Source organism: uncultured Nevskia sp. (assembly GCF_903885465.1).
In the GTDB taxonomy this organism is placed as follows: domain Bacteria; phylum Pseudomonadota; class Gammaproteobacteria; order Nevskiales; family Nevskiaceae; genus Nevskia.
In genome coordinates this window covers 1-6543 of sequence record NZ_CAISIQ010000460.1, presented here as the reverse complement: position 1 = coordinate 6543, position 6543 = coordinate 1, and the positions used below count along the sequence as shown (strand labels likewise).

General features: G+C 64.9%; 7 protein-coding genes. 5 read left to right on the top strand and 2 right to left on the bottom strand.

The genetic code is table 11. The features are described from left to right. Positions 1 to 616: FAD-dependent oxidoreductase (locus QZY06_RS18045; RefSeq protein ID WP_295686641.1), on the bottom strand; the 616-nt coding region annotated here is incomplete at its 3' end. A 99-nt stretch (positions 617 to 715) separates the two neighbouring features. Between QZY06_RS18045 and QZY06_RS18040 the strand changes: the two genes are divergently transcribed. From QZY06_RS18040 to greB, 5 genes are all read left to right on the top strand, one after another. Then, the gene (locus tag QZY06_RS18040) at positions 716 to 1012 is read left to right on the top strand and encodes a DUF1244 domain-containing protein (protein ID WP_295686639.1); all 297 of its coding nucleotides are present in this window, start codon (positions 716 to 718) and stop codon (positions 1010 to 1012) included. 58 nt (positions 1013 to 1070) lie between these two features. Next, positions 1071 to 1853 carry an outer membrane lipoprotein-sorting protein gene (locus QZY06_RS18035; RefSeq protein ID WP_295686637.1) on the top strand — a complete coding sequence of 261 codons (783 nt, stop codon included), beginning with the start codon at positions 1071 to 1073 and terminating at the stop codon, positions 1851 to 1853. Between the two features lie 15 nt (positions 1854 to 1868). Beyond that, on the top strand, positions 1869 to 4607 hold the full coding sequence (locus QZY06_RS18030) for an MMPL family transporter (protein ID WP_295686635.1): 2739 nt from the start codon (positions 1869 to 1871) through the stop codon (positions 4605 to 4607). A 109-nt stretch (positions 4608 to 4716) separates the two neighbouring features. Further along, on the top strand, positions 4717 to 5580 hold the full coding sequence (locus QZY06_RS18025) for a hypothetical protein (RefSeq protein WP_295686633.1): 864 nt from the start codon (positions 4717 to 4719) through the stop codon (positions 5578 to 5580). Between the two features lie 18 nt (positions 5581 to 5598). Next, positions 5599 to 6102 (top strand): transcription elongation factor GreB, encoded by a 504-nt coding sequence (gene greB, locus QZY06_RS18020; RefSeq protein ID WP_295686631.1) that lies wholly within the window; start codon positions 5599 to 5601, stop codon positions 6100 to 6102. A 6-nt stretch (positions 6103 to 6108) separates the two neighbouring features. Here the strand turns inward: greB and QZY06_RS18015 are convergent. Beyond that, a partial coding sequence (locus QZY06_RS18015; protein WP_295686629.1) for a flavodoxin family protein occupies positions 6109 to 6543 on the bottom strand: 435 nt, incomplete at its 5' end.

Here is a 6543-nt window from a genome sequence, read left to right as displayed (position 1 = left end):
GGTCGGCACCCTCGATCAGCACCACCCGGACCTTGCGGGTATCGATGGCGCGGAAATCGTGGATCAGCACCCGCTTGCAAAGTTCGGCAATTGCACCGGCCAGTTCGACGCCAGTCGGCCCGGCACCGACGATCGCGAACGTCATCAGCCGCTGCTGTTCGACCGGATCATCGCTGTTCTCCGCGCGTTCCAGCGCCAGCAACAGCCGGCGACGTATCAGTGTGGCGTCATCGACACGCTTCAGTCCCGGTGCGTGTGCCTCCCACTGGTCATTGCCGAAGTAGGTATGGGTGGCGCCGGTGGCGAGAATCAGCCAGTCGTAGGGCAGGCGGCGGCCGTCATCGAGCAGCACTTCGCGACCGATGCTGTCGATGCCGGTCACCTGGCCGAGCAGCACGCGGGCGTTCTTCTGCCGGCTCAAGATGCCGCGCACCGGCCAGGCGACATCGGAAGGATTCAGGCCGGCCGTCGCAACCTGATACAGAAGTGGCTGAAAAAGATGGAAATTCCGGCGATCGACGACGGTCAGATCGACGGCGGCGCCATCGAGTGCGCGGGCGGCAGTGAGGCCGCCGAAGCCGGCGCCGACGATGACGACGCGGGGAAGGGTGGACATGGTGTGGTGTCGGTTCCGAAAGCAATGGGACGGAGTTTAGTCGCAGGGTTCCGGGGCTTCGCGCACAATCCTCGTCTCTTCCAGAACCCTGCAACGACCATGGACCAGCAACTTCGGGACCGTCTTGATGCCGCCGTGCTTCAGCGCCTGCTCAAGCACCTTGATTCCCGCCCCGATGTGCAGAACATCGAGCTGATGAATCTCGCCGGCTTCTGCCGGAACTGCCTGTCGAAGTGGTACGCGGCGGCGGCGAAGGAGGCTGGTGCCGAGGTCAGCGACGATGCAGCCCGCGAGCGCGTCTACGGCATGCCTTATGCGGACTGGAAGCGCTTGCATCAGCAGGAAGCCACGCCGGCGCAGCAGGCGGCGTTCGACGCGGCAAAACCGAAAAGCTGAAGGACTGCCTGGTTCACGGCAGCGCGGTAGTCTTGTCGTCGGGGACTCGGGGGGCACGATGAACGCAGGTCGATGGCTGTGCTTAGGCCTGCTGGCGGCGAACTTGAGTGCGCACGCCGATGCGGCGACGCAAAAAGTGCTCGATTGCATGCGGGCGAACATTCCGCCGTCGCTGCAGATCAAGGAAGTGGAACTGGCCTCGGTCGATCGCAGCGGTGCCGAGCGGCTGCTCAAAGGCAAGGTCTATGTCAGCCGCGACAGCGGCCTGATCCGCGTGCTGCTGCGCATCTCCAAGCCGAACGATCTCGACGGCGCGGCGTACCTGATGCGCGAAGGCGGCGCCGGCAAGAAGGACGACATCTTCCTGTATCTGCCAGCGCTGCAGCGGGTGCGCAAGATCAGTGGAGGTTCTGCTGATGCGCCGCTGCTCGGCACCGATTTCAGCTACAACGACATGAAGCAGCTGCAAGCGGCGTTCGGCGATTCCCAGACCAGCCTCGACAAGCCGACGACCATCGAGCAGCGCCCGGTCCATGTGCTGCAGTTGCAGCCGGCCGCTGGTTCCGGCGCTCGCTACAGCCGTGTCCGTACCTATGTCGACCAGAAAACCTGCGTCGCGCTGAAGGCTGAGTTCTTCGAGGGCAACAGCCTGCGCAAGGAACTCAGCGCGCCGGCCGACAGCCTGAAGCGTGCCGATGGCTACTGGTATCTGTCCGATCTGCTGATGCGCGACGTCAAGGAAAACACCAGCACCCGGCTCAAGGTGGTCGGCGTGGTCGGCAGCGAGCAGGAACTGCCGTCGCGGCTGTTCGATCCCACCTCGTTCTATCGTGGCAACTGAGGCCGCAGGCGCCTGATGAACACCGTTGCCTGGCTCGGCTCGGTCGCGCAGCATCCGCGCCGTGTGCTGCTGGCGGTGGCGCTGGCGACCATCATCGGCCTGCTGCTGTGCATCGATCCGGTCACGCGCACGGTGCGCTTCCACATCGATCCATCCGCTGAAGCGCTGCTGCCAGTCGACGATCCGGGCCGCGCGGTGCTCGACCAGGTCCGCAGGACCTTCGGCATCGACGATCCGCTGATCGTTGCGGTGCGCTTCGAGCCCAGTGTCTACAGCACCGAGAACCTTGAACGCATCGCCAGGCTCTCGGCGCAGTTCAAGCAACTGCCGGAAGTCAGCGAAGTGTTTTCGCTGGCCACGGCGCCGAATCTGCTAGCCAGCGGCGACGAGATCGATGTCACCTCGTTCACCGATCAGGCCGCGCGCGACCCGGCATCGGTGCAGACTTTTGCGGCGCAGATCCTCGCCAATCCGCTGTATCGCAGCACCCTGGTCTCCGACGACGGCACCACGGCGGCGTTCGCACTGAGCACCACGGCGGCGCTGACGCCGAAGCAGTACGTGGCGCTGGATTTCGATGGTCAGGTACGGCGCGCGGTGCAGGAAGTTGGCGGCGCCGATGCGGTCTATCTGACCGGCACCCTGCCGGTTCGCGCGGCGACCAGCGGCGCGCTCGATCGCACTCTGCGCTTCACCGTGCCGGCCGTGTTCGCGGTGATCGCCGTGCTGCTGCTGGTGACCTTCCGCAGCCCGATGGCGGCGGCTTCGGCCCTGCTGGCGGTGGCGATCGCGCTGATCTGGACGGTGGCCTCGGCGGTGCTGCTCGGCATCGAGTTCAATCTGGTCAGCGCCATCGTGCCGCCGCTGGTGATCACCATCGGCCTGTCGTACACGATCCACCTGCTGGCCGCGCATTTCCTGTCGCGCAGTGTGCTGCCCGATGTACGCGATGCCCAGCGTGCCGACTGGGTGATGAAGCGCATCTCCACTGGCCTGACCTTGTCGGCAACGACCACGGTGATCGGCTTCCTGAGCCTGCTGCTGAACCCGCTGCCGGCCGTACGCGGCTTCGCGGTGCTGGCCAGTCTCGGCACCTTGTACGTCGGCGCGCTGACCCATCTGTTCCTGCCGGCGCTGCTCAATGCCACCGGCTGCAACCGCGAGACGCCGCCGATCGCCACCCGCGTGTTCGGCCGCTTCGCGGAGTTGCTGACCGGCTTCGATCTACGCTGGCGGCGCTGGATCATCGGCGCATCGGCACTGCTGATCGTGGGCGGTTTCATCTCCGCGAGCCGCATCGAAGGCGGTGCCGATTTCATCAACAGCTTCGATGAAGACACGCCGGTCCGGCAGAATTTCGAAGCAGTTGCCAATGCCTTCAACGGCGCCAATTTCGTCACCGTGCTGATCGACGGAAAAGCGCCCGATGCGCTGACCAACCCGGCGCTGATCGATGCCGTCGACAGCTTTCAGGACTGGCTGCGCGCTCAGCCTGAAGTCGGTGCGGCGGTGTCCTTCGTCGATCAGCTGAAGCTGACCAATCTGGTGCTGCACAACAACGAGCCGCTGTACTTCGGCGTGCCGGCCGATGGCGCGGCGGTCAAGCAGATCCTGCTGTTTGCCAGCAGCGAAGCGCTGAACCGGGTCATCGATCCGCAGTACCGCACCGCGGTGATCAGCTTGCGTCTCAACGTCGATGGCTCGACGGCGATCGGCGCCTTCCTGCGCCGGGCCGAGGCGCGTGCTGCCGAACTGCCGTCGCCGATCGATGCCCGCTTCACCGGCAGCGCGGTGCTTGCCACCCGCGCTGTCGAAGCACTGGCCGGCGGCCATCTGGCATCGATCGCGATTGCCGTGGTCGCCATCGGTGCGCTGCTGTCGCTGATGTTCACCTCGATCAAGGCCGGCCTGATCGCAACGGTGCCGAACATCGTGCCGATCGCCGTCTACTTCGGCACGCTCGGGGCGCTCGGCATTCCGCTGAACCCCACCACCAGCCTGATCGCCTGCATCGTGCTCGGCATCGCCGTCAACGACACCGTGCACTTTCTCGCCCGCTTCAATGCCGATGCCCGCGAACAAGGCACCGAAGCTGGCGCGGTGCGTTCGGCGCTCGGCTCGGTGCTGCGGCCGATTACCTTGGCCACGGTCTGTCTGTGTCTCGGCTTTCTGGTGTTTGCCGGCTCGGAACTGAACAATCAGCGGCAGTTCGGTGGCTTGGCCGCGTGGACTTTGTTCGTCGCCTGGATCGTCGACATGACGCTGACGCCGGCGCTCGGTTCCCGCTTGCGCATCGTCACGCTCTGGGACTTGTTGCGGCTCGATCTCGGCAAAAGTCCGCAGCACACGATTCCGCTGCTGTCGGGCTTGTCGATGCGCCAGGCAAGGCTGTTCGCGCTGATGTCGCGGCTGGAAAAGCATCCGGCCGGCACGCGGATCATCCAGGAAGGCGATCTGTCGCGGGACATTTACGTGGTCGTCGATGGCGCGGTGGAAGCGACCATCGAACGCAACGAGGAACGGCTGGTGCTGTCGACCATGACCCGCGGCGCGGTGATGGGCGAGGCCGGTTATTTCGGCCAGCGACGCACCGCAAGCGTCGATACCACCAGCCCGGTACGCCTGCTCCGCTTCAACTCGCAGGACCTCGAAAGACTGCGCGAACGCTATCCCTCAATCGCCGCAACGGTGTTCCGCAATCTGAATCGTATCCAGGCCGAACGCATCGCGCGTATGACAGCACTGTTACGCTAGGCGCAGTCGGCGGTGATTTCGGTCGCCGTTGCCGGGTGTTTACCAGCAGGTCTTAAGGCCTGCGGAAAATAAAAACAGCAAGAAAAAACGTCGAGTGGGAGGAGGGGAGATGACCGTACCAATGATGGGCCGCCTCGGCATGGCGGCCGCTTGGCTGTTGCTGTTCCCGGTTGCCACGGCGGCGGCAGTTGATCGCGGCGTGACGATCCTCAGGCAGCCGACCGGCAATCTGATCGTCTCGAAAGGCCGCGATGGCCTGCTGGTTGTCGGCGATGTCGACATCAAGCGACAGGGCGATATTGCCGCGTTGCTGGGCGGCGACGTGCCGAAGGTCATCGTCGATACCGACCCGGATGCCGGTTTCATCATGAGCCGGGGTGACGGTTCGGTGCTGTACATGGCGAACGGCCGGCTGCGCCACGCCACCCTCGATGGCCTGCTGAAAGTGCCCGCCAGCAAAGTCTCGGCGGCGACGCCGACTCGGCTGATCGTGGCGCTCTCCGACAGCGATACGGTTCATCTCAATGGCGACGAGATTGGCCTGTTCCGGGTCCAGAGCGGCCTCGTGGCCGGCGCCTGCGCGGCCTTGTTTCCGGCGGCCCATCTGCTGCATGTCGGCCGCCTCTATACGCCGGGCCAGTACCCGGCGATCGATGTCGCTCGCGGCGGCTCGATATCGGGGCTGATTGCCGCGGTCGGCAGGCTGGTCAATATCGGCGGGCCGGAAGTGCTGTTCGTGCCGGCGCGCGGCGAGCCGGTGGCGCGCGACAAGTTGATTGCCTATCGCGACATGCTCTCGACGGTGCGCAACCGGGTGCAGGCCGCGATGCAACGGGGCCAGACGCTGAAGCAGATCCAGGCCGCGCGCCTGACGGCCGATCTCGATGCCCGCTGGGGCCAGGGCCCGATCCGCAGTGCCGATTTCGTGGCCCGTGTGCACGCCAGCCTGCTGAATCCGCCCAGAGACGGCTGAACCAGCCACACTGTCTGAATGAGTCGCTACCGGGAACCGCCACCGAAAAGCTCGCCGTACATCACCGCAGAAGGTGCTGCACGGCTGCGTGCCGAGTACGAGCAGTTGTGGCGAATCCGCAGGCCGGAAGTCGTGCGGGCCTTGTCGGCTGCAGCGGCCGAGGGTGATCGTTCCGAGAACGCCGAATACATCTATCGCAAGAAGGAACTGCGCGAGATCGATCGGCGCGTCCATTACCTGCAGTTCCGGCTGCCGGAATTGAAAGTGGTGGATGCGGTGCCGAGCGATCCGGAGCGCGTCTACTTCGGCGCCTGGCTGCAGGTGCACGACGATCACGGCGACGAAAAACGCTACCGGATCGTCGGTGCGGACGAGATCGATCCGGAGCGCGGCTATATCTCGATCGACTCCCCGCTGGCCCGTGCGCTGCTCAAGCGCCGGGCCGGCGAGGTGGTCAAGCTGATGCTGCCCGGAGGTGAAGCCGAGGTGGAACTGGCGGCCGTGAGCTACGGCCCACCGTAGTCCTGGCTAGCCTGTGATGCCCTTGAACTGCTTGGTGATCTGCGCAATGCGCTCGCCGTACAGACGCGCAGTTTCGAGGTCGCCGGGCAGCGGACCTTCGTCGGGGCCGAGATCGCTGGGTGACTGGGCGAGGGCGCCGGAGAAGCCGCCGACATAGTTGACGTCGTTGCGCGTCGCCTTGCTGGAATTGGCCGGCATCATGCCGGTGCCGACCCAGATCATGCCGTGCTGCATCGATAGCGTGATCATGTACTGGATGGTCGAGAACTTGTCGCCGTTCATGGTTGCCGAGTTGGTGAAGCCGCCGGCGATCTTGTTCTTCCACTTCTGGCCGAACCAGGGCTTGGAACTGGCATCGGCGAATTTCTTGAAGTCCGCCGACACGCCGCCCATGTAGGTGGGCGAGCCAAAGACGATGGCGTCGGCTTCTTCCAGCGCAGT

Excerpts from the sequence above, each read along its gene's own strand:
- QZY06_RS18025 (WP_295686633.1), top strand. The coding sequence starts at position 4,717 with ATGACCGTACCAATGATGGGCCGCCTCGGCATGGCGGCCGCTTGGCTG.
- QZY06_RS18030 (WP_295686635.1), top strand. The coding sequence starts at position 1,869 with ATGAACACCGTTGCCTGGCTCGGCTCGGTCGCGCAGCATCCGCGCCGT.
- QZY06_RS18040 (WP_295686639.1), top strand. The coding sequence starts at position 716 with ATGGACCAGCAACTTCGGGACCGTCTTGATGCCGCCGTGCTTCAGCGC.
- QZY06_RS18035 (WP_295686637.1), top strand. The coding sequence starts at position 1,071 with ATGAACGCAGGTCGATGGCTGTGCTTAGGCCTGCTGGCGGCGAACTTG.
- greB (WP_295686631.1), top strand. The coding sequence starts at position 5,599 with ATGAGTCGCTACCGGGAACCGCCACCGAAAAGCTCGCCGTACATCACC.